General features: G+C 67.3%; 27 protein-coding genes. 20 read left to right on the top strand and 7 right to left on the bottom strand.

All coding sequences use genetic code 11. The features are described 5' to 3' along the window. Window positions 1-72 precede the first annotated feature (72 nt). The 6 genes from trxB to N8888_RS09115 all read left to right on the top strand — a co-directional run bounded on the left by trxB (window position 73) and on the right by N8888_RS09115 (window position 5,066). Window positions 73-1,044, top strand: a complete 972-nt coding sequence (gene trxB / locus N8888_RS09140; RefSeq protein ID WP_053517948.1) for a thioredoxin-disulfide reductase — start codon at window positions 73-75, stop codon at window positions 1,042-1,044. Between the two features lie 83 nt (window positions 1,045-1,127). After that, window positions 1,128-2,252, top strand: a complete 1,125-nt coding sequence (locus N8888_RS09135; protein WP_065175701.1) for a GNAT family N-acetyltransferase — start codon at window positions 1,128-1,130, stop codon at window positions 2,250-2,252. Window positions 2,253-2,295: 43 nt separating this feature from the next. Beyond that, window positions 2,296-3,036 carry a leucyl/phenylalanyl-tRNA--protein transferase gene (aat, locus tag N8888_RS09130; RefSeq protein ID WP_053517945.1) on the top strand — a complete coding sequence of 247 codons (741 nt, stop codon included), beginning with the start codon at window positions 2,296-2,298 and terminating at the stop codon, window positions 3,034-3,036. Between the two features lie 86 nt (window positions 3,037-3,122). Then, window positions 3,123-3,341 carry a translation initiation factor IF-1 gene (gene infA, locus N8888_RS09125; RefSeq protein ID WP_005409596.1) on the top strand — a complete coding sequence of 73 codons (219 nt, stop codon included), beginning with the start codon at window positions 3,123-3,125 and terminating at the stop codon, window positions 3,339-3,341. A 201-nt stretch (window positions 3,342-3,542) separates the two neighbouring features. Next, window positions 3,543-3,920 (top strand): hypothetical protein, encoded by a 378-nt coding sequence (locus tag N8888_RS09120; protein WP_263178206.1) that lies wholly within the window; start codon window positions 3,543-3,545, stop codon window positions 3,918-3,920. Window positions 3,921-4,196: 276 nt separating this feature from the next. After that, on the top strand, window positions 4,197-5,066 hold the full coding sequence (locus N8888_RS09115; protein ID WP_263178204.1) for a hypothetical protein: 870 nt from the start codon (window positions 4,197-4,199) through the stop codon (window positions 5,064-5,066). A gap of 83 nt (window positions 5,067-5,149) precedes the next feature. Here N8888_RS09115 and clpA read toward each other — a convergent pair whose 3' ends face one another. Next, window positions 5,150-7,429, bottom strand: coding sequence for an ATP-dependent Clp protease ATP-binding subunit ClpA (gene clpA, locus N8888_RS09110; protein ID WP_065182194.1), 2,280 nt, complete (start codon window positions 7,427-7,429; stop codon window positions 5,150-5,152). Window positions 7,430-7,564: 135 nt separating this feature from the next. Between clpA and N8888_RS09105 the strand changes: the two genes are divergently transcribed. After that, window positions 7,565-8,377 carry an APH(6) family putative aminoglycoside O-phosphotransferase gene (locus N8888_RS09105; RefSeq protein WP_164152913.1) on the top strand — a complete coding sequence of 271 codons (813 nt, stop codon included), beginning with the start codon at window positions 7,565-7,567 and terminating at the stop codon, window positions 8,375-8,377. 43 nt (window positions 8,378-8,420) lie between these two features. Here N8888_RS09105 and clpS read toward each other — a convergent pair whose 3' ends face one another. Further along, complete coding sequence (clpS, locus tag N8888_RS09100) at window positions 8,421-8,747, bottom strand: ATP-dependent Clp protease adapter ClpS (RefSeq protein WP_053517940.1); 327 nt, start codon at window positions 8,745-8,747, stop codon at window positions 8,421-8,423. A 108-nt stretch (window positions 8,748-8,855) separates the two neighbouring features. Between clpS and N8888_RS09095 the strand changes: the two genes are divergently transcribed. The 6 genes from N8888_RS09095 (at window position 8,856) to N8888_RS09070 (ending at window position 13,238) form a co-directional block, all read left to right on the top strand. Further along, the gene (locus N8888_RS09095; RefSeq protein WP_111186999.1) at window positions 8,856-9,326 is read left to right on the top strand and encodes a hypothetical protein; all 471 of its coding nucleotides are present in this window, start codon (window positions 8,856-8,858) and stop codon (window positions 9,324-9,326) included. A 1-nt stretch (window position 9,327) separates the two neighbouring features. Further along, on the top strand, window positions 9,328-9,789 hold the full coding sequence (locus N8888_RS09090; RefSeq protein WP_065182192.1) for an NUDIX hydrolase: 462 nt from the start codon (window positions 9,328-9,330) through the stop codon (window positions 9,787-9,789). After that, window positions 9,786-10,928 carry a tRNA 2-thiouridine(34) synthase MnmA gene (mnmA, locus tag N8888_RS09085; RefSeq protein ID WP_053517935.1) on the top strand — a complete coding sequence of 381 codons (1,143 nt, stop codon included), beginning with the start codon at window positions 9,786-9,788 and terminating at the stop codon, window positions 10,926-10,928. Before N8888_RS09090 ends, mnmA begins: the two co-directional genes overlap by 4 nt. Beyond that, complete coding sequence (gene hflD, locus N8888_RS09080; RefSeq protein WP_263178200.1) at window positions 10,925-11,539, top strand: high frequency lysogenization protein HflD; 615 nt, start codon at window positions 10,925-10,927, stop codon at window positions 11,537-11,539. Before mnmA ends, hflD begins: the two co-directional genes overlap by 4 nt. Before the next feature lie 191 nt (window positions 11,540-11,730). Continuing rightward, window positions 11,731-12,921 carry a methyl-accepting chemotaxis protein gene (locus tag N8888_RS09075; protein ID WP_053517932.1) on the top strand — a complete coding sequence of 397 codons (1,191 nt, stop codon included), beginning with the start codon at window positions 11,731-11,733 and terminating at the stop codon, window positions 12,919-12,921. 98 nt (window positions 12,922-13,019) lie between these two features. After that, window positions 13,020-13,238 carry a hypothetical protein gene (locus N8888_RS09070; RefSeq protein WP_111187001.1) on the top strand — a complete coding sequence of 73 codons (219 nt, stop codon included), beginning with the start codon at window positions 13,020-13,022 and terminating at the stop codon, window positions 13,236-13,238. Window positions 13,239-13,453: 215 nt separating this feature from the next. Here N8888_RS09070 and N8888_RS09065 read toward each other — a convergent pair whose 3' ends face one another. Beyond that, on the bottom strand, window positions 13,454-16,216 hold the full coding sequence (locus N8888_RS09065; RefSeq protein WP_053517927.1) for a bifunctional diguanylate cyclase/phosphodiesterase: 2,763 nt from the start codon (window positions 16,214-16,216) through the stop codon (window positions 13,454-13,456). Between the two features lie 131 nt (window positions 16,217-16,347). Here N8888_RS09065 and N8888_RS09060 point away from each other — a divergent pair, with 131 nt between their 5' ends. Together N8888_RS09060 and N8888_RS09055 are read left to right on the top strand one after the other, a co-directional pair. Continuing rightward, complete coding sequence (locus N8888_RS09060; protein WP_263178197.1) at window positions 16,348-18,450, top strand: sensor histidine kinase; 2,103 nt, start codon at window positions 16,348-16,350, stop codon at window positions 18,448-18,450. Between the two features lie 4 nt (window positions 18,451-18,454). Further along, window positions 18,455-20,230 carry an EAL domain-containing protein gene (locus N8888_RS09055; RefSeq protein WP_053517925.1) on the top strand — a complete coding sequence of 592 codons (1,776 nt, stop codon included), beginning with the start codon at window positions 18,455-18,457 and terminating at the stop codon, window positions 20,228-20,230. Window positions 20,231-20,284: 54 nt separating this feature from the next. Here N8888_RS09055 and N8888_RS09050 read toward each other — a convergent pair whose 3' ends face one another. The 4 genes from N8888_RS09050 to flgA form a co-directional block, all read right to left on the bottom strand. Then, window positions 20,285-21,502, bottom strand: coding sequence for an ATP-binding protein (locus N8888_RS09050; protein ID WP_065175707.1), 1,218 nt, complete (start codon window positions 21,500-21,502; stop codon window positions 20,285-20,287). A 91-nt stretch (window positions 21,503-21,593) separates the two neighbouring features. Beyond that, window positions 21,594-21,932, bottom strand: coding sequence for a flagella protein (locus N8888_RS09045; protein ID WP_053517922.1), 339 nt, complete (start codon window positions 21,930-21,932; stop codon window positions 21,594-21,596). After that, on the bottom strand, window positions 21,929-22,234 hold the full coding sequence (flgM, locus tag N8888_RS09040) for a flagellar biosynthesis anti-sigma factor FlgM (protein ID WP_053517921.1): 306 nt from the start codon (window positions 22,232-22,234) through the stop codon (window positions 21,929-21,931). Before flgM ends, N8888_RS09045 begins: the two co-directional genes overlap by 4 nt. 75 nt (window positions 22,235-22,309) lie before the next feature. Then, the gene (gene flgA, locus N8888_RS09035) at window positions 22,310-22,966 is read right to left on the bottom strand and encodes a flagellar basal body P-ring formation chaperone FlgA (protein WP_111187003.1); all 657 of its coding nucleotides are present in this window, start codon (window positions 22,964-22,966) and stop codon (window positions 22,310-22,312) included. Window positions 22,967-23,095: 129 nt separating this feature from the next. Between flgA and N8888_RS09030 the strand changes: the two genes are divergently transcribed. From N8888_RS09030 to flgE, 5 genes are all read left to right on the top strand, one after another. Then, window positions 23,096-24,040, top strand: coding sequence for a chemotaxis protein (locus N8888_RS09030; RefSeq protein WP_053517918.1), 945 nt, complete (start codon window positions 23,096-23,098; stop codon window positions 24,038-24,040). A 166-nt stretch (window positions 24,041-24,206) separates the two neighbouring features. Beyond that, window positions 24,207-24,602 (top strand): flagellar basal body rod protein FlgB, encoded by a 396-nt coding sequence (gene flgB, locus N8888_RS09025; RefSeq protein ID WP_053517917.1) that lies wholly within the window; start codon window positions 24,207-24,209, stop codon window positions 24,600-24,602. A gap of 3 nt (window positions 24,603-24,605) precedes the next feature. After that, window positions 24,606-25,013, top strand: a complete 408-nt coding sequence (flgC, locus tag N8888_RS09020; RefSeq protein WP_053517916.1) for a flagellar basal body rod protein FlgC — start codon at window positions 24,606-24,608, stop codon at window positions 25,011-25,013. A gap of 23 nt (window positions 25,014-25,036) precedes the next feature. Beyond that, the gene (locus N8888_RS09015) at window positions 25,037-25,720 is read left to right on the top strand and encodes a flagellar hook assembly protein FlgD (protein ID WP_053517914.1); all 684 of its coding nucleotides are present in this window, start codon (window positions 25,037-25,039) and stop codon (window positions 25,718-25,720) included. A gap of 31 nt (window positions 25,721-25,751) precedes the next feature. Then, the gene (gene flgE, locus N8888_RS09010; protein WP_053517912.1) at window positions 25,752-26,975 is read left to right on the top strand and encodes a flagellar hook protein FlgE; all 1,224 of its coding nucleotides are present in this window, start codon (window positions 25,752-25,754) and stop codon (window positions 26,973-26,975) included. The last annotated feature ends 25 nt before the right edge of the window (window positions 26,976-27,000 follow it).

Below are 27,000 nucleotides of genomic sequence, written 5' to 3'. Positions count from 1 at the left end.
CTCTATGACCTGCCATGGATGCTGCGCAAACATCGCCAGCGCCTTGTCCCACTTACCTTTTCGCGAGTTTACATGAGCACCAGCCTGCCCTCCCGCCACCAACGGCTTGTCATCCTCGGTTCCGGCCCGGCCGGCTGGACCGCTGCGGTCTACGCCGCCCGCGCCAACCTGAAGCCGGTCGTCATCACCGGCCTGCAGCAGGGCGGTCAGCTGATGACCACGACCGAGGTCGACAACTGGCCGGGTGACGCCCATGGCCTGATGGGCCCGGACCTGATGGCGCGCATGCAGGCTCACGCCGAGCGCTTCGAGACCGAGGTCATCTTCGACCACATCCACACCGCCGACCTGTCCCAGCGCCCGTTCCGGCTGATCGGCGACAGTCACGAATACACCTGTGACGCCCTGATCATCGCCACCGGCGCCACCGCCAAGTACCTGGGCATCCCGACCGAAGAGGCCTTCAAGGGCCGCGGCGTGTCCGCCTGCGCCACCTGCGACGGGTTCTTCTACCGTGACCAGGACGTGGTCGTGGTCGGCGGTGGCAACACTGCGGTGGAAGAGGCCCTGTACCTGTCCAACATCGCCCGCAAGGTCTACCTGGTCCACCGCCGCGACACCCTCAAGGCGGAAAAGATCATGCAGGACAAGCTGTTCGCCAAGGTCGCGGCCGGCAAGATCGAAACCGTCTGGCACCACCAGGTCGAGGAAGTGCTGGGCAACGATGCCGGCGTGACCGGTGTGCGCGTGAAGTCCACCCTGGACGGCAGCACCCGCGACATCGACGCGCACGGCTTCTTCGTGGCCATCGGTCATCACCCGAACACCACCCTGTTCGATGGCCAGCTGGCGATGAACAACGGCTACCTGGAAATCCGCTCGGGCCTGGGCGGCAACGCCACCCAGACCTCGGTGGAAGGCGTGTTCGCCGCGGGCGACGTGGCCGACCAGCACTATCGGCAGGCCATCACCTCCGCCGGCTTCGGCTGCATGGCCGCACTGGATGCCGAGCGCTATCTGGATGCACAGGGCAAGGCCGGCTGAAGATTGCTCCACGCCATGACTGATCCTGGGGGCCGGCGCGGAAGCGCCGGCCTTTCTGTTTTCTTCTGACCTATCCTTGGCCCATGCCCTCCCCCCGTTTCCTCGACTCGCTGCAGTCCGTTACCGCCACCGACTGGGACGCGCTGCATGATGGCCGCAATCCCTTCGTCAGCTACGCCTTCCTGGCCGGACTCGAAGCCCACGGTTGCCTGCGCGGGGATTGGGGCTGGCAGGCATGGCATTTCACCCTGTGGGAGGGCGACGTCCTGGTCGCGGCGATTCCCGGCTACCTGAAGACCAACTCCCACGGCGAGTTCGTGTTCGACCACGCCTGGGCCAATGCCTATGCCCGGCATGGCCGCGACTACTACCCGAAATGGCTCGGCGCCGTGCCGTACTCGCCGGTGACCGGGCCGCGGCTGCTGGCCCGGGACGATCCAGCCCGCGCGCGCGTGCTGTCGGCCCTGCGCGGGGCGCTGCCCACGCTGGGCGTGTCCTCGGCGCATATCAACTTCCACACCGCAGCGGATGAAGCGCTGTTCGGCGATGACTGGCTGTTGCGCGAGGACATCCAGTTCCAGTGGCAGAACCCGGGCGACTGGACGACGTTCGATCAGTTCCTTGGCGCCATGGACCACAAGCACCGCAAGAACATCCGCCAGGAGCGCGCCAGGGTCACCCGCCAGGGCATCGGCTTCCGCGTCGTGCACGGCGATGAGGCCAGCCGTGCCGACCTGCAGGCGATGTACCGTTTCTACCTGCAGACCTTCGTCGAGTACGGCAATGCACCGGCGCTCACCGAGCCCTTCCTGCGCCACCTGGCCAGCAGCCTCGGGCGCGGCCTGGTGATGTTCCTGGCCGAACAGGACGGCGAACCGATTGCCGGCGCCCTGTGCCTGCGTGGGGGCGACACGCTGTATGGCCGCTACTGGGGTGGCGCTACCCTGCCTGGCCTGCACTTCGAGGCCTGCTACTACCAGGGCATCGAGTACTGCCTGCGCGAAGGCCTGACCCGCTTCGAGCCCGGCGCACAGGGCGAACACAAGCTGGCGCGCGGCTTCCTGCCGACGCGGGTGCGCAGCCGGCACTGGGTGGCCGATGCGGATTTCGCAGAAGCTCTGCAGGACTGGTGCCGGCAGGAGCGCAGGGACGTGCGGCGCTATGAGCAGACGTTGCAGCAACACAGCCCGTTCCGCACGCAGGACTAGCGCCGCCGCAGAATGGATGCGCCGGCATCGCTACACTCCCGGCATGACCCGTCAATTGCCCTGGCGCCTGGACGATGCGCCGGACGCCCCCTTCCCGCCCGCTGAAACCGCGCTGCGCAGTCCCGACGGCCTGCTGGCCGTAGGCGGCGACCTGCATCCTGCACGCCTGTTGAATGCCTATGCCGGCGGCATCTTCCCGTGGTTCAGCGACGGCGAGCCGATCCTGTGGTGGTCACCGGACCCACGCATGGTGTTCCGCACCTCCGGCGTACACCTGTCCAGCCGCTTCCGCCGCCAGCTGCGCGGCAGCCACTGGGAGGTGACTGCCGACACCGCCTTCAGCCAGGTGATGCGCGCCTGTGCTGCCGCGCCGCGCCCCGGACAGGACGGCACCTGGATCAGCCCGGCAATGGTCGAGGCCTACAGCCGGCTGCACGACCTCGGGTTCGCCCATTCCGTCGAGGTCTGGGACCGGCAGACCCTGGTCGGTGGCATCTATGGCGTGGCCATCGGTACGGTGTTCTTCGGCGAAAGCATGTTCAGCGGCGCCAGCGGCGGCTCCAAGATCGCGCTGGCCGCGCTGGCGGCCACCCTGCATGGCTGGGGCTGGGAACTGATCGATGCACAGGTGGAGAATCCGCATCTGCTGCGGATGGGTGCGGTGCACCTGCCACGCGCCGCGTTTCTGGACCACGTGCGGCAGGCCGTGCGCTGCCCGGGGCGTGAAGGCCCGTGGACCCGGCACATGGGCCGCTTGCCGGCCCGCGTCCTGGCGGGGGGTTAACATAAACTTTGCAAGCCGGCCGCGTCCCGCGTAAAATACTGCGCCTTAGGCCCAGCGTGGCCGTTTTCTGAACCGCACAGGACTACATGTCGAAAGACGATTCCATCGAGTTCGAGGGCACCGTCAGCGAGACGCTGCCGAACACCACTTTCCGCGTTCGTCTGGAAAATGGGCACGAGATCATCGCCCACATCTCCGGCCGCATGCGCAAGAACTACATCCGCATCCTCACCGGTGACCGGGTCAAGGTTGAAATGACCCCGTACGACCTGACCAAGGGTCGCATCACCTACCGCATGAAGTAAGCGGTCGGCGCGTCGCGCCACTTCGACAAGGCCAGCCTGGGTTGCTGGCCTTTTGTCATGCCCGCTCTCCGGCCCTGCCGGAGGTCATCGTGACCGATCTCACCATGGCGTCAGTCAGCCCTGCTTGCGGCAGATTCGCAGTTGCGACAGCGGCAGCATTCTGGGATCCGATCCACTCCGGATCGCCACCCCTGCCCCGCCATGAACCTCACTTCCCTGCTCGCCCCCTTGGTCTTGTCCGCCATCGCCCTGCTGGCCCCGTCCGCCCATGCGGCCGACACCCCGGCGGCGCAGTGCGTGCCGCTGTCCGGCGAACAGCAGATCGTTCGCGCCAGTGCCGACAGGAACATCCTGCTCCGCTCCGGCGAAGCGCACTATGTCGTGCATTTCCGCAACAGCTGCCCTTCCGCCGTGCGGGCCACCCGCCTCGGCTTCACGACCGACGGCAAGGAGGCTGACACGCTGTGCAGCGAGGGCCGAAGCAAGCTGGACACCGGTCGCGGCTCCTGCGAGGTGGCGCGCATCGAGCCGATCGATGCCGAGCGGTTCACGCGCGAAGCGCGCCGTCGCAGCCGCTGACACCTGACAGCACAAGGGCGGCCGAAGCCGCCCTTGCCCTTTCCAGTCCTTCACGCCACAGCCCGTGGCGTCAGCTCACTCCACCGTGGCCGGCAGGCCGACATGCTTCTCCTGACTCAGACAGGGCCGGCCTTGCTGCTGGCGCTTTGTCGTGGGCGCTGGAAATTCCGACTGACATCGGTGGCGCACGTTTGCAACTCATTGCATGGCCCGCCCCGTGCCCCGCCCGCAGCATGGCACGCTCGCCGCTCCATGCGGCATTGATGTGTGATCAACATGCCCACGCCGCCTGCCCTCCTCATCCTGGGCCTGGCCGCCTCCCTGGCCGCCGCCCCCACACCACCTGCAGGCACACTTGCGGAGCTGCCGGCAATGCTCGCGGCAACCGCCGCAATCGCACCGGTCGACAGCCTGGACGAGCTGCACTACCGGTCGTTCTCCGAGCAGAACCCGGACACCAACCCGCTGCGAAGCTGGACAAGCGGCAAGGACGCAGCCTTCGCCGGACCGATCCACAGCATGACCCTGCTTGAGCGGCGCGACCGCTGCGACACCTTGCTGGTGGTCTCCACCACAGTTGCACCGGAGACCCTGGAGCGACGCTGGAGCGAGCGCGGCGCCAGCTTCGTGACCGGTACGGACGGGCGGCGGCGCTGGACACTGTCGTTGCCGGCGGCAGACCACCTGCACGCAGCAGACGATTGGCTCGCCCATTTCCATGGTCGATATGTGGTACTGGAAGCCACGCCGGAACGCTGTCGGCGTCGCCTGGACGACGCGACGGCAGACGCGACCACCTCATCCGTCGCGCCCATCCTCGACGCCATGCTGGCCAGCCACGCACGGAATGCGGCCGATGGCACCGTCCTGGCCTGGACGATCGACCTGGCCAATCCTCCTGCCGGACAGGCTCCGGACACAGGAAATCCTGCCGCCAACGCTCAACTGTTCCAGCTGGACGCGGCCGGGCGTACCCGGCTCATTGTCAACTGGCTATGGACAGACTGCTCGCGCGCCCGCCTGGCCTCCTTCGTCTTGCAGGCAGCATCGGCCGATCGCCTCGACTGGAAGGTCGAGGTCGTTCCATCCGACGCTCTGTGCGAACTGCGCGCCACAGGGGCGTGGCAGATCCCACCTGCACCCTGAACACCCCCCCCCGTAATCGACAAGGGCGGCCGAAGCCGCCCTTGCCCTTTCCAGTCCTTCACGCCACAGCCCGTGGCGTCAGCTCACTCCACCGTGGCCGGCAGCAGCCGCTCCGGCTCGGCCTGGGTCTCGACCACCAGTTCGTCGTCGCGGACATCGATGCTGACCTTGCCGCCGTTGACCAGCTTGCCGAACAGCAGTTCGTCGGCCAGCGGACGCTTGATCTTGTCCTGGATCACGCGGGCCATCGGACGGGCGCCCATCAGCGGGTCGAAGCCATGGTGGGCCAGCCAGTCGCGCGCGGTCGGCGTGGCCGACAGGCTGACGTGCTTCTCCTGCAGCAGCATCTCCAGCTCGATCAGGAACTTGTCCACCACACGCAGGATGTGCTCGAAGCCCAGCGCCTGGAACTGCACCACCGCATCGAGGCGGTTGCGGAATTCCGGGGTGAAGCTGCGGCGGATGGTCTCCATCGCGTCGGTGGCGTGGTCCTGCTTGGTGAAGCCGATCGAACGCCGCGAGGCCTGGGCCGCGCCGGCATTGGTGGTCATCACCAGCACCACGTTCTTGAAGTTCGCTTCACGTCCGTTGGTGTCGGTCAGCACGCCCCGGTCCATGACCTGCAGCAGGATGTTGAAGATGTCCGGGTGCGCCTTCTCGATTTCGTCCAGCAGCAGCACGCAATGCGGCGTCTTGACGATCTTCTCGGTCAGCAGGCCGCCCTGGTCGAAGCCGACGTATCCCGGGGGCGCACCGATCAGGCGGCTGATCGAATGCGGCTCCATGTACTCGGACATGTCGAAGCGGACCAGCTCGATGCCCAGCTGCAGGGCCAGCTGCTTGGTCACCTCGGTCTTGCCGACACCGGTCGGGCCGGCAAACAGGAAGTTGCCGATCGGCTTCTCCGGATTGCCCAGGCCCGAGCGCGCCAGCTTGATCGCCGACGACAGGGTCTCGATGGCCGGGTCCTGGCCGAAGATCACCATCTTCAGGTTGCGCTCCAGGTGCTGCAGCACATCCTTGTCGGTGGCGCTGACCTGCTTGGTCGGGATGCGCGCCATCTTGGCAATGATGGCCTCCACTTCCTCCACGTCGATCAGTTCCTTGCGCTGGTCCTCCGGCAGCAGCCGCTGGCGCGCACCTGCCTCGTCGATCACGTCGATGGCCTTGTCCGGCAGCAGGCGGTCACCGATATGCTTGACCGACAGGTCCACCGCGGCCTGCAGCGCCTCGTCGGAGTACGTCACGCCGTGGTGGGCTTCGTACTTGCCCTTCAGGCCCTGCAGGATCTCGTAGGTCTCACCCACGGTCGGCTCGACGATGTCGATCTTCTGGAAGCGGCGCGCCAGGGCGCGATCCTTCTCGAAGATGCCGCGGTACTCCTGGAACGTGGTCGAGCCGATGCAGCGCAGCTCGCCCGACGCCAGCGCCGGCTTGATCAGGTTGGACGCATCCATGGTGCCGCCCGACGCCGAACCGGCACCGATGATGGTGTGGATCTCGTCGATGAACAGCACGGCATTGGGCACCTTCTTCAGGGCCGTCAGCACGCTCTTCAGGCGCTTCTCGAAGTCGCCACGGTACTTGGTGCCGGCCACCAGTGCGCCCAGGTCGAGCGAATAGATGACGGCATCGGCCAGCACCTCCGGCACCGAGCCCTCGACGATGCGCCGGGCCAGGCCTTCGGCGATCGCGGTCTTGCCGACGCCGGCCTCGCCCACGTAGAGCGGGTTGTTCTTGCGACGGCGGCACAGGACCTGGATGGTCCGCTCGATCTCGTCGGCACGCCCGACCAGCGGGTCGATGCGTCCGGCCCGGGCCTGCTCGTTGAGGTTGCTGGCGAACTCGGTCAGGGCATCCCCCTTCGGCTCGCCCTCCCCGCCCTCGGCCCGGCTCTCGCCTTCGGAGGAAGGCTGTTCGCCCTCCTCGCCCAGCTTGGCGATGCCATGGGACAGGTAGTTGACCACGTCCAGGCGGGTCACGTCCTGCTGGTTGAGGTAGTAGACGGCATGGGAGTCCTTCTCGCCGAAGATGGCGACCAGCACATTGGCGCCGGTGACCTCCTTCTTGCCCGAGGACTGCACGTGGTACACGGCCCGCTGCAGCACGCGCTGGAAGCCCAGCGTCGGCTGGGTGTCGCGGCCATCGTCTTCCGCCAGGCGGGACACGGAGGCCTCGATGGCCTGCTCCAGCTCCTGGCGCAGGCGGTCGGCATCGGCACCACAGGCCTTCAGTACGGCCTGGGCGGACGGGTTGTCGAGCAGTGCCAGCAGCAGGTGTTCGACCGTCATGAACTCATGCCGGGCCTCACGGGCGCGCTTGTAGCACTGGCCGATGGTGTGTTCGAGGTCTTTGCTGAACATGGATTACTCCGGCGGCAGATGGGGACAATATGCGGCCTGACTACGCGATTTCCATCACCCTAGCGGATTGCTGCGTTCAGATGGCGTTAGCAGTGCGGATTGCTTGATCTTCATTCACTCCCGGACAGCCCACCCATGAGCGAACCCTACCTGAGCCGCTGGCGATTGCGACGTGATGGTCCCGCCATCCGTACCCCGCACGCCCGGCTCTGGCCGGTACTGACCGCCGACGACCTGCCGGCAATGCTGAAGATCAGCAGTGAAACCGAAGAACAGAACAGCCATCGCCTGCTGCGCTGGTGGGACGGCGACGGTGCCGCGCGCCTGCTGGCGCACGAGGGGCCGGCCATCCTGATCGAGCGCGCCGGCGGCCAATCGCTGCGGGAGCGCTCGATCGGCGGCGATGACAGCACCTGTACCACGATCCTGTGCCAGGTCCTGCAGCGGCTGCACCGGCCACGGAGCGCACCGCCAGCGGAGCTGGTCTGCCTGCCTACATGGTTCGCCGACCTGCTGCAGCCAAGGGGCTCGCTGCCGCCACTGCTGGAACAGTGCAGATCGCTGGCGGTCGCGCTGCTGGAGGACGAACAGGAGGTCCGGCCGCTGCACGGTGACCTGCACCACGACAACGTGCTCGACTTCGGCACGCGCGGCTGGCTGGCGATCGACCCGAAACGGCTGATCGGTGATCGCGCGTTCGACTACACCACGCTGTTCAGCAATCCCGACCTGTGCGGTCCCGGCATCCACGTCGCGACCCGGCCGGAGCGCTTTGCGGCCCGGGTGACCGAGGTCAGCGCCCTGGCGGAGCTGGATCGCACGCGCCTGCTGCGCTGGATCGCTGCCAGCGCCGGGCTGTCGGCCGTATGGTTCCGCAATGATGGCGACCCGGCCGATATCGACGAGACGGTCGCGGCGATGGCGCTGGAGGCGCTGGCGGAGGGGTGATCCCGCTGTAGCCGAGCATGGGCTCGGCTCTACAAGAGGCCGGTCAGGCCTTTTCCATCGTGCACAGCAGCGGATGCTGGTTCATCCGTGAATACTCGTTGACCTGGCCGACCTTGGTTTCGGCCACTTCGCGGGTGAACACGCCACAGACGCCGCGACCGCGGGTATGGACATGCAGCATCACCTGCGTCGCCTTGTCCAGGTCCATGTTGAAGAACTGCTGCAGCACGTCCACCACGAAATCCATCGGGGTGTAGTCGTCGTTGAGCAGCATGACCTGGTAGAACGGCGGCGGCGCCACTTCCGGGCGCGCGGGCTCCACGGCGATGCCGTGCTCGTGGTGGGAATCGGGGGAAGACTCGCGGGGCATCCGGTCATTATAGAGGTTGCCGCGCGCCCGCGTCGGCCCTCCCGGAATGGACGGCACGGACGGCCGCCGTCACAATTGTCCTTCCCACCCCGGTTTCACAGGATTTTCATGAAAAGGACCCTTCTGCCTGCCCTGTTGATCGCCCTGGCCTGTGCCGGCCCGGCGAGCGCAGCCGATGCCGACGCTGCCGTCGGTCGCCAGCTGGACAAGCTGGGCTACAACTACGAGGTCGACGAGGATGGCGACTACCGCCTGGTGTTCGACGTCGAGGGCGACCGCACCCAGATGGTGTACGTGCGCTCGGCGGTGGAAGACTTCGGCAGCCACAACATCCGTGAGATCTGGTCGCCAGGCTACACGTCCAAGACCAAGCAGTTCCCGGTCGCGGTCGCCAACCGCCTGCTGGAGGACTCGCAGGACGCCAAGATGGGCGGCTGGGTGAAACAGGAGGCGACCGCGATGTTCGTGGTGAAGATCGACGCCGATGCCACCGCCGACCAGCTCAGCGACGCCATCGATGCCGCGATCCGCACCGCCGACGCGATGGAACTGGAACTGACCAAGAAGGACGATCTCTGAGGTGAACGCCACGCCGGACCCGCGCTGGGCACCGCACGCCACCGTCGCCACCATCGTGGTTGACGGCGGCCGCGTGCTGCTGGTCGAGGAGACCATCGATGGCCGCGCCGTGCTCAACCAGCCTGCCGGGCACCTCGAGCCCGGCGAGAGCCTGGCCGAGGCGGCGCTGCGCGAGACCCGCGAGGAGACCGGCTGGACGGTTCAGCTGACCGACTTCATCGGCTGTTACCAATGGACGGCGGGCGACGGTACGACGTTCCTTCGCTTCTGCTACGCGGCGCGCCCGGTCTCGCATGATCCGGCGCAGCCGCTCGACACCGGCATCGACCGCGCGCTGTGGATGACCCCGGCCGAGCTGCAGGCCGCCGGGCAGCGCCAGCGCAGCCCGCTGGTATGGCAGGTCGTGGCGGACTATCTGGGTGGCCAGCGCCACCCGCTTTCGCTGGTCCGGGAGGTCGCATGAGCACCCCGCGCGTGATGGTGGGCGTTTCCGGTGGCGTCGATTCGTCGGTCGCCGCTTGGCGGCTGGTGCAGCAGGGCGAGGCCGTGGCCGGCCTGTTCATGCAGAACTGGGCCGACGACGGCAGCGGCGACTGCCGCGCCGAGGATGATCGCCGCGATGCGGTGGCGGTCTGCGGCCTGCTGGGCATTCCCTTCCATTTCCGCGACTTCTCCAGCGAGTACTGGCAAGGCGTGTTCGAGCATTTCCTGGCCGAGTACGCCGCCGGCCGCACCCCCAATCCGGACGTGCTGTGCAACCGCGAGGTGAAGTTCAAGCACTTCCTGGACGCGGCGCGTGAACTGGGCGCCGAGCGCATCGCCACCGGCCATTACGCGCGGGTGACCCAGCGCGGCCACCAGTGGCTGCTGCTGCGCGGCGCCGACCGCTCCAAGGACCAGAGCTATTTCCTGCACCAGCTGGGGCAGGAGCAGCTGGCCGCCACCCTGTTCCCGATCGGCGACCTTGAAAAGAGCGACCTGCGCCGGATCGCCCGTGACGTCAGCCTGCCGACCCATGCCAAGAAGGACTCCACCGGCATCTGCTTCATCGGCGAGCGCGACTTCCGCGAGTTCCTGGGCCGCTATCTGCCGGCCCGGCCGGGACAGATCCTCGACCCGGCCGACGGCAGCGTGATTGCCGAGCATCCGGGCGTGTTCTATTTCACGCTCGGCCAGCGCGAGGGCCTGAACATCGGCGGCGTGCGTGGCCGCCCGGCCGCGCCGTGGTACGTGGTCGGCAAGGACGTGGCCAGCAACGTGCTGTATGTCGATCAGGACCGCGACAGCCCGTGGATGCTCTCCGAACGCCTGCGTTCGGAAACCGCGCACTGGATCGCCGGCGCACCACCGGCCCGGCGTTTCGAATGCACTGCCCAGACCCGCTACCGCCAGCCCGACGAGCCGTGTACGGTCGATGTGCTGGACGATGGCAGCGTGCTGGTCACCTTTGCCCGCCCGCAGCGGGCCGTCACGCCCGGCCAGTCGCTGGTGCTGTATGACGGCGAGATCTGCCTGGGCGGTGCGGTGATCGCCGCCACCGATGCGCCGCTGGAACAGCGCCTGCGCACCACCCCTTCTCCTTTTGAGGTAATCGCTGCATGAGTTTCACTGTCGACGACCGCGTCCTGGCCCTGGCCGGTATTGCCCAGGCCCTGCAGCAGGTGCGCCGCATCGCCGATACCGGCCATTCCGATGCCGCCGCTGTACGTACCGCGGTGGACAGCGTATTCCGCGTCGACGCGTCCTCTCCGCAGGAGGTGTTCGGCGACCGCCACGCGCTGAAGTCGGGCCTGCGCCTGCTGCACAACTACTTCCGCAACCAGGGCCAGGATCCGATCCTGCCCAAGCTGGCATTGTCGGTGCTGCAGCTGGAGCGCCGCTTCGTGCAGGACGGCGCAACCGTCAACAAGGTGGCCTCGGGCATCGAGCAGGCGCAGCGCAAGGCCGCCGAACTGGGCGACAGCGGTCACCCGGATGTGCTGGCCAGCCTCGGCGGCGTCTATGCGGACACCATCAGCCATCTCAAGCCGCGGGTGATGGTGCAGGGCAACCCGCATTACCTGGGCCAGGCCGGTGTGGTCTCCGAGATCCGTGCCCTGCTGCTGGCCGCCGTCCGCGCCGCGGTGCTGTGGCGGCAGGTGGGCGGCAGCTACTGGGACTTCCTGTTTGGTCGCAAGGCGATGGTCGAGGCCGTGGACCGCCTGCTGGCCTGACCGCTGCATCCGCCGGGCATGGCCCGGCGCTACCGCATCGCCTGACCGTCGCGCAGCGCTGCCGGGGTAGCGCCGGCCCATGCCCGGCGAGCGTCCGGCGCCGGAAATCCGACGCATTCAGAAAGCGCATCGACGTTAAAGAGAAAGGGCACACGGCCGATACATCCTCCGTGCACCTCCCGAGAACGTCCATGTACTCACGCATTTTCATTCGTCTGGCCGCCCCCCTGGCCCTGACCCTGCTGCTCCCCTTCGCCATCGGTTTCGAATGGCCGGCCGCCCTGCGCTGGGCGATCCTGACCACGATGACGCTGAGCTGGCTGGGCTTTGCGTGGTGGACCGCGCGCGCCCAGGCGCACCGCTCACCGGAACAGGCCCGCGTCCTGCGTGAGCAGGACCAGCTGCTGACCGAGCTGCGCAGCTTCGTCGGCAACGAAATCGACGGTTCGCGTGGTGAAGTGGAACGCGCCCGCGACCTGATCCGGCAGGCGGTATCGAGCCTGGGCGGCAGCTTCGATGCAATGAACCGCAAGTCGCGCCAGCAGAGCCAGGCGCTGTCGCGCATCGTCGACCGTGCCGGCGATGAAGGCAGTGCGGGCCTCGACGTTGCGCGGTTCGCCCAGCATGCCAGCCATCGCATGGAGCAGCTGGTGGAAGCGCTGGAACAGGTCAGCGGCCAGAGCTCTACCACCGTGCAGCACATCGACCAGATGGCGCAGCACCTGGACGGCATCTTCGCCCTGCTGGAAGACGTCAAGTCGATTGCCGACCAGACCAACCTGCTGGCGCTGAATGCCGCCATCGAAGCGGCCCGTGCCGGCGAGGCCGGCCGCGGCTTCGCGGTGGTCGCCGACGAAGTGCGCAACCTGTCCGAGCGCTCGACCACCTTCAACGAACAGATCCGAAAGCTGGCGCACAGCTCCAAGGACGCCATCGCCAAGGTCCGCGAGACGGTCTCGCACATGGCTTCGCGCGACATGGACCGCTCCCGCGAAGCACGCCAGGAAGCAGCAGCCATGCTGGACAACGTGGCACAGATCAATGCTTCGCTGGGCGAAGGCATGCGAGAGGTGTCCGAGTGTGCGCGTGCCATCGACGGCAGCGTCGCCGAGGCCGTGCGCGCGCTGCAGTTCGAAGATATCGCCACGCAGGCGCTGGGTGGCGTGCATACCCACCTCGACCGACTGACCGCGATCAACCGCGAAGCGGTGGCCCTGCAGGAACTGCTGCACCGCAATGGCGGCGTCTTCGACGAAGAGATCGCCAGCGCGCTGCAGCGCACCGGCAACCGTCTGCGCGAACTGCGCAACGAATGGGAGCGCCCGCCGCACAAGCCGGTCGCCCAGCAGAACATGGGCGCCGGTACCGTCGAACTGTTCTGAGACGCGTGTCCGCTGCCCTCTCCGGCAGTCTGCAAGGCCCCGGCTCGACCGGGGCCTTTGCCTGTGATCCACCGCCGAATGCATCCTGTACGCGCCCCATGGCCCTGATCAGCGCCCCGCCCTCCTCCCTCACCGACATCGAACGCCCGCGCAACGCCAGCGTGCGAGAACAGCTGCAGCAGCTGGAAAAGGTCGCGCATGAGGAGATCCGCGAGCTGCAGCAGCTCGCCGATGCGCGCCCGCCCTCGCCCGGTACCGCCGGCGAACTGCTGGGCATGGCCTGGGACCTGGGGTTGGATGGAGATGCCCTGAAGTAGCGCCGGGGCGTCTGCCGGGTCTATCGCGGCCCGAACATGAAAGAGCCGAGCGTCCGCTCGGCTCTACGGTGAAACAGGCCCATGCTCGGCTGAGGCGCAGGGATGTCCATCGCTCCGACCAGAAAGCGCCGCCGAGCCCATGCTCGGCTCATATGCGCCGCAGGTTCATCGCAACCGGACAGGCCTGGAGACCGCGGGTACGCGGTCACAAATCGTCAACGCACCAGCAGCGCTTCGTTGCCGGCGTCCGTGCGCGACGGTGACTGATGCTGCTGGCGCAGCCACTGCGCCAGGTCCCGCGGGCTCAGCGGCCGCGAGTACAGGTAGCCCTGGATCTCGTCGCAGCCCTGGCGGCGCAGCATGTCTTCTTCCTGGTGCGTTTCCACGCCTTCGGCCACGACCTTCATGCCCAGCGCGTGACCCAGGTGCACGATGGCCTGGGTCACCTCGGCCGTACCCGAGTCGTGCAGCATGCCCTGCACGAAGCTGCGGTCGATCTTCAGGCGGCCCACCGGGAACCGGTTGAGGTAGTTGAGGTTGGAGAATCCTGTTCCGAAATCGTCCACCGCCAGCGGCACACCATGCCGTTCCAGCACGTCGAAGCAATGACGCAGGATGTCGGTGTCACGGATCAGCGCCGACTCGGTCAGCTCAAGTTCCAAGCGCTGTGGCGGCCAGCCATGGGCATGGCAGATCTCGATCACCCGCTCGGCGAAGCCGCGATCACGCAGCTGCACGGCCGAGACGTTCACCGCGATGCGGTCGAAGTGCAGACCGGCTCTGTCCCAGGCAGTGGCCTGGCGGCAGGCTTCGTTCAGTACCCAGTCGCCGATGCGCACGATTTCACCGCACTTCTCGGCGATGGGAATGAACTCGGCCGGGCTGCAGTAGCCGATGCCGGGTCGATGCCAGCGCAGCAGTGCTTCGATGGCCGGTGGCTCGCCAAGGTGGGCGTGCAGCAGCGGCTGATAGGCCAGGCTGAACTCCTCGCGCTCGATCGCGCCATGGAGTGCATGCTCCAGCTCAAGCCGGCGCTGGATGCGGGCCAGTGCATCCTGGCTGTAGTACTGGTAGGTGTTGCGACCGGCTTCCTTGGCCGCATACATCGCGGCATCGGCGGCGCGCAGCAGTGAATCGAAATCGGTCTGGGTATCGCCCAGCATGGCGATGCCCACGCTGGCCCCCACCTTCAGCGTGGTATCGCCGCGGCGCAGCGGCTCGGCCAGCGAGCCGATCAGCTTGCGCGCCACGTGGCCAGCGTCTTCCGGTTCGGCCAGGTCGCGCAGCACCACGATGAATTCGTCACCGCTGAAGCGGCCGAACAGATCGTTGTTGCGCAGGTTCTGGTGCAGTCGGGTGGCCGCCGCCTTCAGCAGCGCATCACCGGTGGCATGGCCGAAGCTGTCGTTGATGGTCTTGAAGCCATCCAGGTCGATGAACAGCATCGCCAGCGAGGTGCCGCGATCACGCGCTTCCTCGATTGCTTCAGCCGTCTGCTCGCCCAGCAGCACCCGGTTCGGCAGGCCGGTCAGCAGGTCGTAATGGGCCAGCAGCTCGATGCGCTCGTTGGCCTCGCGCTCTCGCGTGATGTCACGGAACAGCACCACGAAGCGTGGCGGCAGGCCATCGCGCCGATCCAGCTCGATCAGCACCTGCACCCATACGCGCAGGCCGGATTGACGATAGAAGCAGAGATCCAGCTGCTCGGGCAGTCCGCCACCGGCAATCCGGCCCAGCGCCGCCTCGAACGCACTGCGCGAGTCCTCGGTGTACAGCGCCAACGCCTGGTCCAGGGTGATCGGCTCCTTGCGCAGTCCGTGGATGCGATAGCACTCTTCGGTCCATTGCATGTGCCGGGTCTGCACCTCGATCTCGCACCCGCCGATGCGGCCCAGGGCCGAAACGCGGTTGAGCAGCTCGGTACGCCAGCGGATCAGCGCATCGGTCTGGTGCTGTTCGGTGATGTTCTGCACCTGGCCCAGCAGCCGCTTGGGCTGGCCCTCGCCGTCCAGCAGCGGCTGCATCCATAGCCGCAGATGCAGCGATGGTTCGCCGCTGCCGCGGGCCAGCTCCAGTTCGAGGCTGGCGGAGCGGCCATCGCGCCACAAGCGGCGCCAGGCTGCCCGCAGCGCTCCACGTGAACGCGGATGCAGCTGCTTGAGCCAGCGTCGCTGGCCGGGCACGTTGCCGGGCTCAAGTGCGAGCAGCGAACGCAGTTCGGGCGACCACCAGAAGGAGCCCGTGCCTGGATCGAACGACCAGCTGCCCATGCTGGCGATGCGCTGCGCCTCGCTCAGGTGCACCTGCTGTTCGTGCAGCAACGCCTCCAGCTGCTTCTGCTGTTCGATGTCGGTGTGGGTGCCGACCATCCGCAGCGGCTGGCCGTCGGCAGTGCGCGCGACCACGCGGCCACGATCAAGCACCCAGCGCCACTGCCCGTCGGGCTGGCGGAAGCGGAACTGTGCGCTGTACTGGTCGCTGGTTCCACGCAGGTGCTGATCCAGCGCGGCGCGCACGTGGCCGATGTCCTCGCCGTGCACGCGCGCCAGCATTCCGCTGGCGGTCTCTTCGCCCAGGCCAGGGGTGCGGGTGACGCGATCGCTGGGAATATCCCAGTCCCACAGGCTGTGGCCAGCGCTGTCCAGCGCCAGTTCCCAGCGTCCGCCACCCGCAAGCGGCACCGGTTCCGGCACGCTCAGGGTGAAGGCCAGCAGATTGCCGGCGCCGTCATGCACGGCGCGCAGGTGGCCGTCGTAATGCCCGCGCGGCCCTCCCGGCAGGCTGCACGCAACAATGCCACCGTCGGCCGCCAGCAGACGCAGGTCCTCCAGCATCGGCGCGTAGGCCGCGACCGTCGCCGGCAGGCCATGCTCGCGCGCGGCCGGATTGGCCGCCAGCGGACGGCCAGTGCGGTCGACGATGACCAGCGCCGACGCGAGCGGATGCTGCAGCAGGCTGGCGATGATCCCTTGGTCCACGCGATCTTGCTCCGGATGAAACGCCCGACAGCGGGGCACGCAGTGGTTAACGGCGCCTGCGGCGGATAATTGAGTGGCTACGGGGCACCTGCGCGGTAAGATGGCCGGCGCCCCTACCTGCTGCCCTGTCCATGCCCGCAGAACCGACCGGCACCGCCCCTGTTCCCGACCCGCGGATGGCCCAATCGCTGGGCCGCGATCGTCGGCGGATCGTGCTGAGTTACTTGGCGATGGCCCTGGCCTGGATGATCGCCACCGACAGCGCCGTGCAGCTGCTGGTACCCGATCCGTACCAGGCCTCGCTGTGGCAGAGCCTGAAAGGGTCGTTCTTCGCCCTGGCCAGCGCCGGGCTGCTGTACCTGCTGCTGCGGCCGCTGGCCGAGCACGTGCTGCTCACCCATGCCCGCCTGCAGGCCTCCGAGCTGCGCCTGCGGCAGATGTTCGAGGGCAATCCCGGGCCGATCCTGGTCTACGATCTGGACAGCCTGGCCATTCTCGATGCCAATCCCGCGGCCTGCAGCGCCTTCGGCTGGGAGCGTGAGGAACTGCTTGAGCGCACCATCGACGTGCTCTGGCCGCCCGGCCAGGACCAGGCGCTGCAGACCAAGCTCGAAGCCATCCGGGAGGCGCCCGAGCAGCTGTGCATCCTGCGGGCGCAGCTGCAGCTGCGCGATGGCAGCCTGCGGCAGATGGAGCTGCGCTCGAACGCAATCGGTTACGACGGCCACAACGCACGCCTGCTCATTGCCATCGATCGCACCGCCGAGGACCTTGCACAGCTGCGCCGGGACCAGGCACTGGCACGGGTGGAGGAAGCGCATGAGCTGGCGAAGATCGGCGCCTGGGAACTGGACCCCTCCAGCGGGCTGGGCCGGTACTCCAGCCAGGTCTATCGCCTGCTCGGCCGGCGCCCGCCGGAAGCGCGCCGCTGGCATCGCTTCGACGAACTGCTGGTGGCGGCCGATCCGGCCACTGCCGCGCAGGCGGACCAGCTGCTGGCCGAACTGTGTTCCGGCGAACCGGTGCAGGTGGACGTGCTGCTGCCGCTGCTGTCGATGGATGGCCGCGCGTTGATGGTGCACCTGCGCGCGGCCAGCGGCGTTGACGAGGCCGGCCGCGACCGCGTGCTCGGCACGCTGCAGGACGTGACCGAGCGCGAGCAGTCGCGGCGGCTGCTGCGCGAACGTGAGGAACAGTTCCGCGAACTGGTGCGTGCGCTGCCGGACGGCGTGGTCATCCTCTTCGAGGAGCACGTGCTGTACGCCAACGCCTGGGCCGCGAGTCTGTTCGGCTATGGCGGCCATGCCCTGCTCGGCGAGCCGCTGGCGGCTCTGGTCGCCGACAGCGATCTGGCGCGGGTACGCGTGCAGCTCCGGGCCGGCCAGCCCCAGCACGGCCCCGGCCACAGCAGCGTGGTGGCGATGCAGCGTGCCGATGGCCGCAGCTTCCACGCCGGCCTGGCTGTGGGCGAAGTGCGGTATGGCGGTCGCGACTGCAAGCTGCTGATCGTGCGTGACCTGAGCGACTCCGAGCGCACCCGCAGTGCGCTGGAGACCAGCAACCGCGAACTGCAGGCGATGGCCGGCCGGTTGTTCTCGCTGCAGGAGGACGAGCGCCGCGCGATCTCGCGCGACCTGCACGATGACATCGGGCAGGCCATCACCGCCATCAAGCTCTCCGCCTATGCCGCGCAGGACGAAGACGATCCGAAGCGCCGCAGCGAGGATCTGGCACAGATCGTCAGCCTGGCCGACACCACGGTGGCCAAGCTGCGTGACATCTCCACCCTGCTGCGGCCTCCACAGCTGGATGCGCTGGGCCTGGAGGCGGCACTGAGCTGGCAGGCACGGGTACTGTTCCGCTCCTCACCGGTGGAACTGCTGGCCGAAATCGAGCCCCTGCCGCATCGGCCCGACAACAGCATCGAGCAGGCCTGCTTCCGCATCGCCCAGGAAAGCCTGACCAACGTACTGCGCCACGCCCGCGCCAGCCAGGTGCAGCTGCAGCTGCGCGATGTCGGCCAGCGCGGGCTGCACCTGCAGATCCGCGACGACGGCGAGGGTTTCGACCCTGACGGCCCGCGCGGCCTGGGCCTGATCGTCATGCGCGAACGTGCGCAGAGCGTGGGCGGCCACGTGCGGATCGAGTCGGCGCACGGCGCCGGCACCCTGGTCGATGTCCATCTTCCCTACCAGGCAGCCTGCGCGGCTGCCGTCGAAACACCGGATTACTGAGCCTATGTGGAATCCCAATCTGCCGCTGGTCAGCATCGACGATGCCCCTGACCGCCTTGGCGCCGGCAATCCCGAGCTGCAGGCGATGGTGGCCGAAGCCGCTTCGGGTGGCACGCCGCTGATGCTGATGCATGTGGACATCGACCACTTCGCGTCGGTCAACGAGAACATGAGCGCGGAAGTGGGTGACCAGGCGCTGGTACTGGTGGCGCAACGCCTGCAGTCCTACCTGCGCGGACGCGGCAAGCTGTGGCGCCATGGCAGCGACGAGTTCCTGATCGCCGTGCCGCGCGACGCCGACCTGCCGCTGCCGGAGGACTTCGCCGAAGAGATCCGCCAGCAGATGGAACTGCCGCTGTCGGTGCTGCCCTACACCCTGTTCATGACCGGCAAGCTGGGCGTCAGCCTGTGCCCGGAGCATGCCAGCAGCACCTCGCGCCTGCTCGATCATGCTGAAGATGCGCTGTACCAGGCCGCCCGCGAGGGTGGCAACGCGGTGCGCATCCATGCCGTGGACACACCGCCCAGCGCGCACAGCGAGAGCATCATCGCGCGCCAGATCGTCGATGCCATCCCCAATGCCGAGCTGAAGCTGCGCTACCAGCCCCTGGTCAGCGCACGCGATGGCCATGTGGTGGGCATGGAAGCCCTGCTGCGCTGGCAGTCGCCGACGCTGGGGATGCTGGTACCGGAGCGCTTCATGCGAACGGCCGAGCGGCTCGGCATCATCGTGCAGATCGGTACCTGGGTGCTGGAGGGCGCGCTCAAGCAGGCCCGGCTGTGGCGCGACCAGGGTTTCGACGACTTCACCATTGCGGTGAATGTCTCCACCCTGCAGCTGCTGCGACCGAATTTCTTCGCCGAAGTGATGTCGCTGCTGCAGGCAGCGGGCGTGCCGGCGCAGATGCTGACGCTGGAGATCAACGAAAGCGCACTGACCAACAACGTCAATTTCGTGCACGAGACCCTGGCCAACCTGCGCAACGAAGGCATCAGCCTGAGCCTGGACAACTTCGGCACCGGCGACTCCAGCCTGAGCGCGCTGGTGCGCTATCCGGTGGACAAGCTGAAGATCGACCGCAGCTTCATCAAAAGCGCACCGGCCGGCAACCGCGAGGCCGCCATCGCCCGTGCGATCATCGCCATGGGCCACCAGCTGGGCATGACGGTGATCGCCAACGGTGTGGAATCGCAGGCACAGCTGGGCTTCCTGCGCCGCAACGACTGCGATGTGTTCCAGGGCTATCTGTTCGGCGAACCGATGTCGGCCGATGCCGCGGGCATGACCCTGCGCCGGCGCTACCTGCGCCCGGAAGCATTCGCCGAGACCCGACCGGACCGCACCCTGCTGCTGCTGGACGATGAAGAGAACGTGCTGCGCTCGCTGGTGCGGCTGTTCCGTCGCGACGGCTACCGCATCCTCGCCGCCGGCAACGTGCGCGACGCCTTCGATCTGCTGGCGATCAACGATGTGCAGGTGATCCTGTCCGACCAGCGCATGAGCGACATGAGCGGCACCGAGTTCCTGGGCCGGGTGAAAATGCTGTACCCCGACACCATCCGCCTCGTGCTGTCCGGCTACACCGATCTGAACACGGTGACCGACGCGATCAACCGCGGCGCGATCTACCGCTTCCTGACCAAACCATGGAACGACGACGAGCTGCGCAAGCACATCCACCAGGCCTTCCGTACCTACGAGGAACAGCGCCGCAGCAACGCCGGCCCGGTGGCCATGGACGCAGGTGACGGTGGCGAGGATCGCCCGCCATTGCGATGAGGGAGGCCGCCGGGCATGGCCCGGCGCTACCGTGCACCTGTGCCGTGCGGTGGCTCAGCGCGGCTGCTTCACCGGCAGCACCACGCGGAAGCGCGAGCCGACGCCGGGGGTGCTGTCCAGATCGATGCGACCGTGGTGCTTGTTGATGATGCTGTAGGAGATCGACAGGCCCAGGCCGGTCCCGCTGCCCACCGGCTTGGTGGTGAAGAACGGATCGAAGATGCGCTGGCGCAGTTCGGGCGAGATGCCGCCACCGGTATCCTCGAACTCGACCCAGACATGGTCGCCCTCCACGCCGGTACGCACGGTGATGGTGCCACGTTCGGCGATGGCATGGCCGGCGTTGAGCAGCAGGTTCATGTAGACCTGGTTGAGTTCGGACGGCAGGCACTCGACCAGCGGCAGCTGGCCGAACTCACGCACCAGGGTGACCTTGTACTTGAGCTCGTTCCAGATGATGTTGATGGTGGACTCGAGGCCGGCGTGCAGGTCGACCAGCTTCCACGACTCATCGCGGCCGGAGTACGAGAAGTCCTTGAGGTCGCGCACGATGCGCGTCACCCGCTCGATGCCCTCGCGTGACTCGGCCATCAGCTGTGGCAGATCGCGGCTGATGAAGTCGATGTCCAGCCGGTCACGGATGTCGTCGATCTCCGGGATGAGCGCCTTCGGGTCGGGCGCACGCAGGGCGCGCTCGTAGGCCTCGATCACGGTGAACAGGCTGCGCAGGTACTCCTGCAGGCTGCCGAGATTGGAGTGCACGTAGCCGATCGGGTTGTTGATCTCGTGCGCGACGCCGGCGGCAAGCTGGCCGATGGACGCCATCTTCTCCGACTGCAGCAGCTTTTCCTGCGTGCCGTTCAATCGAAGGTAGGCCTGGCGCAGTTCGGCATGGCGCTGCTGCAGCTCGCGCTCGTAGTCTTCCTGGCCCTCGATGTGGCGGAACAGCGCCAGGTAGTGGCCCTGCCCGGGCGGACCGTGATGGTACAGATGCGCGATCACCACGCCCTCGCCCAGCGGCAGGCTGCCGTTCCAGTGACCGTTCTGGCGGGCGTGCTCCAGCGCGTCCGGCGGCAGCAGCTGGCGCAGGCGCTGCGGCGCCGGCAGCAGGCCTTCGTCGCTGGCCAGCAGGTTCTGCGCGGCCGGATTGGCCAAGGCGACCTGACCGTCTTCGGTGAACAGCAGCAGGCCCTCGCGCAGGCGTTCAAGCAACGCCTGCAGCACCGGCTGTGGTGGAAGGGGGGCGGTAACCAGGACGTTGGCAGCGGACACGGCGGCTCAGGGGCATTCGAACAGGCGCCCAATATACGCGGTCGTGCCGCAGGCGACAGCCTGCGAGCCGGGAGGTCCGCGCGAAATTGCGTCAGGCCACCGCCAGAGGACGGCCAGCGGTGACTGCGTGGGCCTGCCCCTTGGCATCGTAGGCCGAGGCCTCTTCGCTGCGGCCCAGCTGGCGCAGCGCCCAGTTCACTTCGCGGCGCCTGCGCGACAGCAACACGCCGTTGGCACGATTGCGCTCGGCCAGCTCCTGCAGCTGTTCGCCCTCGCCCACCGGCGGCGCGCCTTCCAGCGCACGCAGCGCCTCCAGCTTGGCGCCGGTGGCGCGGATCAATGCGTGCACGTCATGCTCGACCAGGGCCTGGCGTTCGACGTCCAGGGCCAGCGCCAGGCGCTGCAACGGCTCGCTCATCGCCGCGGTCATCCGTGCAGCTGCTGGTCCAGCTCAAGCATGCGCGAAGCGATCGCGTCCGGATTGATCGTATAGGTGCCGTTCTGCAGCGATTCGCGCACGGCGGCCACGCGCTGGGCGTCGATCGCCGGCGCCGTGGTCAGTTCGCGCTCGATGGCCTGCAGATTGGTGGCCTCGCCGGTCAGGCGCAGGCTGTCGGCCGCCTCCACCGGGCGTGCCGGCGAGTCGCTGCTGACGCCGGGCTTGCTGGCCGGGTTCGTCACGCTGCGCAGTGCCTGGGGGACCTGCAGGTTGCCGTCGATTTTCTGGCTCATGGGGTGTCCTGGAGTTGCCGTTCACAAGGGATAACGGCCGCAGGGCCGTGATCTTTAGGGAAATCTTGCGGGAATTCAACGCGCCACGATTACGTCACCACGGGCATCCACCGTGCCCTGCACGATGCGCCGCGAGGACAGGTTCTCCACCGAGATGCGTTCGTTCTCGCCGGCATCGCCCATCGCCCGGCCCGCGATGCGCACCTCGACCGAGCCGCGCCGCGACACCAGCGCAACATTGTCTCCTCGCTTGATGAGACGCTGGGTGACCAGGTCGTTGCTCGACAGCAGCGTTCCAGCCTGCAGCGGACGCCGGGCGATGCGGCCGATCGCTGCATTGGGATCGGCCAGCACGGCCCCGGCAATGCGTGCAGCATCGCGTTGGGCGGTACTGATATCGGCAGCCGTCAGCGTTTCTCCAGCAGCGATGCCGCGTGCAAGCACCAGCACCGTCTGGTTGCGCCGCACCTTCACCGGTACGAACAGGCGCCAGCCGCCCGCATCGGGGCAGCTGACCTCGACCGTGGTGTTCGCTGTCGGCTGCACCTGCAGCGCTCCCCCGCACCGGGGAAGACGCAGCGCGTCAGCCACCTGGGCCTCGCCTTCGCTGCCGGCGGGCAGGCTCGACAACGCCGCCGCACGGATGCTGGCCACCGGCTGCCAGTCGGCGGCCACTGCCCAGGGCGAGGCAACGGCCAGTGCGACTGCCAGGATGGAGGAGATCGGGCGCATGGCGCCTCCTGTCGATGGGACCTGGCCCGGACGCGTGCAAGCGGCGTGCCAGTGCGATGCGCGGCACCACACTCGGCGCCGCTGGATCGGACCCTCAAGTTCCCGCCGCTGCACGCCGATACAGCAGCCATGTCCCATGACCTGCTCAACCGGATCGACCAGCGGACCCGCCTGGCCGGCCACAACCGACTGGCGCTGCTGCTGTTCCGCCTCGGCGGACGTCAGCTTTTTGGCGTCAATGTATTCAAGGTGCAGGAAGTGCTGCGGCGCCCGGAGCTGTTCCAAGTGCCCGGCCTGCCCGGGCAGTTCGCCGGCGTGGCCGATGTACGCGGACGCTCGGTGCCGGTCCTGGACCTGGGCCTGGCGATCGGTCATCCCGAGCGCGAGCCGGATGCCGATACCTCGCCCGGCTACCTGGTCGTCACTGAATTCAACCGCTCGATCCAGGGCTTCCTGGTCAGCGGCGTGGAGCGCATCGTCAACATCGCGGTGGAGGACATCCATCCGCCACCGGAACTGGGCGCTGAATCGAGCTATCTGACGGCGGTCACCCGCTTCCAGGGCGAGCTGATCCAGGTGATCGACGTGGAAAGCGTGCTGGCCGACATCGCGCAGATCCGGGGCGAGGCCGTGCTCGATCCACAGATGGCCATGCCCGCCGACGGCCCGCAGCTGCAGGTGCTGGTGGTGGACGACTCGCGGGTGGCACGCCAGCAGATCCGCAGCGTACTGGACCAGCTGGGGGTCGGCGCCACCCTGCTCTCCGATGGCCGGCAGGCGCTGGACCACCTGCTGCAGATCCACGCCTCGGGCGAGAATCCCGCCGACCGCTACGCCATGGTCATCTCCGATATCGAGATGCCGGCGATGGACGGCTACACGCTGACGACGGAAATCCGGCGCCATCCGGGGCTGGCGGGGCTGTACGTGCTGCTGCACACCTCGCTGTCGGGCGTATTCAACAACGCGATGGTCGAGCGCGTGGGCGCCAATGCCTTCGTCGCCAAGTACTCCCCGCACGAGCTGGCCGATTTCGTGCTGGACCGCCTGCGCAAGGTGGCGATGGCGGCCTGAGGCCGCCGGGGTTCCCCGCCGGGCATGGCCCGGCGCTACCGGATGTTGGCCGCCCCTTGGGTAGCGCCGGGCCGTGCCCGGCGAGCGTAGCGGCGCCCCGCCCCGCCCACGACCTTTTGGCACACCGCTTGCAGCTTCCCGGGCAACGTTCCCGTGGGAGTGCATCGTGCGCAACCTGATTACCGACTACCTGGGCGTACATGCCCAAGCCATGCCGTTGCGCGAACAGCGGATGAAGCTGATCGCCAGCAATCTCGGCAATGCCGATACCCCCGGCTACAAAGCCCAGGACCTGGACTTCGACGCCGCCCTGCGCAGCGCACAGGGACAGGATGGCAACGGCCTGATGGCCACCACCCACGAGCAGCACTATGCGATCAACAACGGCCTGAATCCGTTCCAGATCGCGCGCGAGGGTGTCCAACCCAGCCTTGACGGCAATACCGTCGATCCGGATGCAGAGCGCGCCGCCTACGGTCGCGCCGCGCTGGAGTACCGCGCATCGCTCAGCTTCGTCGAGAGCAAGGTCCGTTCCATGCTGACCGCGATCACGGGGCAATAAGCCATGAGCAACCTGCCGATCTTCGATATCGCCGGCTCTGCGCTGCAGGCGCAGTCGGTGCGCATGAGCACCATCGCCTCCAACCTGTCCAACGCCGACACCGTTGCCGGCTCGGCCGAGGCCGTCTACAAGCCGCTGGAGCCGATCTTCCAGGCGGTCACGAGCAAGGACGACCCGAACATCACCTCGGTGCAGGTGAAGGAAATCACCCGCAGCGAGGCGGCGCCGATCAAGCGCTACGAGCCCGGCCACCCGCTTGCCGACGCCGACGGCTACATCTACCAGCCTGACGTCGATCCTGTCGCGCAGATGGTCAATCTGATCTCGACCTCGCGCAACTACCAGGCCGGCGTGGAGATGTTGACCACCGCCAAGGAACTGGCCCTGGCCACCCTGACCATGGGCCGCTGAGGCCCGCAGTACCGGATACCGCCATGACCACTGCCGTCAACAACCAGACCAGCCAGGACGTCTACTCCGCACTGGGCCTGAATGCTCCCAACAGCAACGCCACCAAGAAGAAGAACACCCTGGACCAGGCCGACTTCCTGCGCCTGATGACCGAGCAGCTGCAGCACCAGGACCCGCTCAAGCCCATGGACAACACGCAGATGGTCGCGCAGATGGCGCAGATGTCGACCGTGCAGGGCATCACCGATCTGAACACCACGGTGCAGGGCTTCCAGCAGTCGATGGCCAGCGACCAGGTGCTGCGTGGCGCCGCGCTGGTGGGGCACCAGGTGCTGGTGCCGTCCGAGAAGCTGGTGCTGGAGAACGAAGGCAGCGTCGAGGGCACGGTGGCCGCGCCCGGCGCCGGCATCATCACCGTGGACATCACCGATGCCAACGGCGCCAAGGTCACCTCGATCAGCGTCGAGGCCAAGGCCGCGGGCGAAACCGCATTCCAGTGGGATGGCAAGGATGCCGCCGGCAACCGCATGGAGCCGGGCAAGTACAGCGTGGTCGCCAACCATGTCGATACCGCTGGCAAGAGCACCAAGCTGTCCACCTATGTGCAGGCACCGGTGGAAAGCGTGACCGTCGGTTCCGATGGCCTGTACCTGAACCTCAAGGGCCTGGGCACGGCCCCGATCGACTACGTGCTCCGCGTCAGCTGAGCCGCCTACCCGCATCTACCAGGAGCATCCCATGGGCTTCAATGTCTCGCTGTCCGGCATCAATGCCGCCAACTCCGACCTGAGCGTCACCGCCAACAACGTCGCCAACGTCAACACCACCGGCTTCAAGCAGTCGCGCGCCGAGTTCGCCGACCTGTTCGCCGCCACCAGCTACGGCCTGTCGAAGAACGCGGTCGGCTCGGGCGTGCGCGTCTCCAACGTGGCCCAGCAGTTCATCCAGGGCAACAACGAGCAGACCGGCCGCAGCCTGGACATGGCGATTTCCGGTGAGGGCTTCTTCACCATGAACATGAACGGCCAGCGGGTGTACTCGCGTGCCGGCAACTTCCAGACCGATGCCGCAGGCTACGTGACCAACCCGCAGGGCGCGCGCCTGCAGGTGTTCGCGCCCAACGCCGACGGCACCAACTTCGACGCCGGTCGCATGATCGACCTGCAGCTGCTGACCACCGACAGCCCGCCCCGGCAGACCAGCGATGTAAAGGTTGGTTTCACCCTGCCGGCCAACGCCAAGGAACCGACGGTGCAGCCGTTCGATGCCACCAATTCCAACAGCTACAACCACTCCAGCGGCGGCATTACCGTGTATGACTCGCTGGGCGTGAGCCACATCCAGGTGTCGTACTTCGTCAAGGAAGCCGGCGTCAACCAGTGGACCGTGCACAACTTCGTCGACGGCGAACCCGCAGGTACCCCGACGCCGGTCACCTTCGACAACAGCGGCAAGCTGACCGCACCGGCCAACGGCAGGATCAGCCTCGGCACGTTCACCCCGACCACCGGCGCGGGCGAGTTGAACATGACCCTGGACGTGAGCGGCTCGACCCAGTACGGCGAGAAGTTCGCCCTGCGCAACACCCAGCAGGACGGTTACGCCGCGGGCAAGCTCAACGAAATCACGGTGTCGGACACCGGCGTGGTCTACGCACGCTACTCCAATGGCGACGACAAGCCGCTCGGCCAGGTTGCGCTGACCACCTTCAACAACCCGCAGGGCCTGGAGCAGAAGGGCAACAACGTGTGGGCGGAGACGTTCGATTCGGGTACGGCCCGTACCGGAATGCCCGATACCTCCAACCTCGGCAAGATCCAGGCCGGCTCGCTGGAGGCGTCCACTGTCGACCTGACCGAGCAGCTGGTCAACATGATCACCGCGCAGCGCAACTTCCAGGCCAACGCACAGATGATCACCACCCAGGACCAGATCACCCAGACCGTCATCAACATCCGTTGATGAGCCGCTGACCCTGTCACGGAAC

Source organism: Stenotrophomonas maltophilia (assembly GCF_025642255.1).
GTDB classification, from domain to species: domain Bacteria; phylum Pseudomonadota; class Gammaproteobacteria; order Xanthomonadales; family Xanthomonadaceae; genus Stenotrophomonas; species Stenotrophomonas maltophilia_P.
Note: the sequence above shows the minus strand (reverse complement) of the source record. Positions and strands in the feature narration are given on the sequence as shown.